At 48.5% G+C, this 1,515-nt stretch carries 1 protein-coding gene; it reads left to right on the top strand.

Going from position 1 to position 1,515, the window contains the following annotated elements; translation table 11 throughout:
• A partial coding sequence (gene tnpC, locus ABCW45_RS17680) for an IS66 family transposase (RefSeq protein ID WP_343221289.1) occupies positions 1-1,515 on the top strand: 1,515 nt, incomplete at both ends.

Below are 1,515 nucleotides of genomic sequence, written 5' to 3' on the forward strand. Positions count from 1 at the left end.
GCAAAAAACGATGTTATCTTCCAGATGCAGGACCGGCTCGACAAGCTGGAACAGAACTATGAAACCCTCATAGAACAGGTCCGGCTTGCAAACCAGCAGCGTTTTGGTCGCCAGACAGAAAAACTGGATGATATCGCGGGGCAGCTCTCCTTTTTTAATGAGGCTGAAGCGAATTACGATGAAACCGCCCCTGAACCGGTCATGGAAGAGGTTATCGAATCCGCAAAAAAGAGGTCCCGTAAGTCTAAAAAGAAGGGACAGAGGGAAGAAGACCTGAAAGATTTCCCGCAGGAAGAGATTTCTCATGATATACCGGAGCAGGAATTAAACGAAGCTTTTGGTTCGGGGAACTGGAAAAGCATGCCGGATGAGATCTTCTGGCAACTCCGGTTCGAGCCGGCCAGATGGATTGCGGAGAAACATGTCATCAAAGTGTATGTCGGAACGGATGGGGCGCATCAGGATGAATTCCTCCGTGGAGATCATCCGGCAACTTTATTTAAAGGCAGCATTGCGACCCCTTCTCTTGAAGCCGCGATCATCAACTCTAAATATGTAAACAGTAACCCACTCGACCGGATCTCCAGGGATTTTGGAGCGAACGGATTGAATCTGTCCAAGCAGACGATGTCCAACTGGACTGTATGGACGGCAGAGCGCTACTTATCAGTCGTATACGAGATGATGAAGCAATGCCAGCTGAAAGCCCATGTAAACCAGTGCGACGAAACGACCGTGGATGTGATCCATGATGGAAGACCCGCAGGCAGCAAAAGCTATATGTGGGTGCATATCACCGGGGAACTTGGCAAGGTACCACCGGTCATCATATATGAATACCAGAAAACACGCCATAGTGACCATCCAAAGGCGTACTATAAGGATTTTTCCGGCATTCTTATGACGGATGGGCTGGAACAGTACCACAAGCTGGAGCGGGATCTGGAAGGGATAAAGAACGCAAACTGCATGGCACATGCAAGACGCCATTTCGCAAACGCGATCAAGGCAATCGGAAAAAGCAACCCGGAAGCAATCCAGTCATCTATTGCGTATAAAGCACTGGTAAGGATCGGTGCTGTCTATGATCTGGAAGGTGGGCTGAAGGATCTGAGTCCGGAAGAACGGTTAAAAGAGAGGCAGAGATCCATCAAGCCCCTGTTGGAAGAATTCTTTGCGTGGATCCATGAAATAAAGTCAGATCAGACAGTCCTTCCCAAGGGCGAAACTGCAAAAGGGATTAACTACTGCCTGAATCAGGAAAAATATCTGAAGGTATTCCTGAGTGATGGGGAAGTGCCGATCGATAATCTTGCCAGTGAACGCGCACTGAGAACCTTTACGATCGGCCGTAAGAACTGGATGACGCTGAACACAGTACGTGGTGCACAGGCAAGTGCAATGATCTACAGCATTACCGAAACAGCCCGGGCAAATGGTCTGAATGTTTACTACTACGTAAAGCATCTATTAACCGAACTGCTTGAGATCATCCGTATCGACGGAAGTGTCGAT

It is taken from the genome of Pilosibacter fragilis, assembly GCF_032490495.1.
Classification (GTDB): domain Bacteria; phylum Bacillota; class Clostridia; order Lachnospirales; family Lachnospiraceae; genus Pilosibacter; species Pilosibacter fragilis.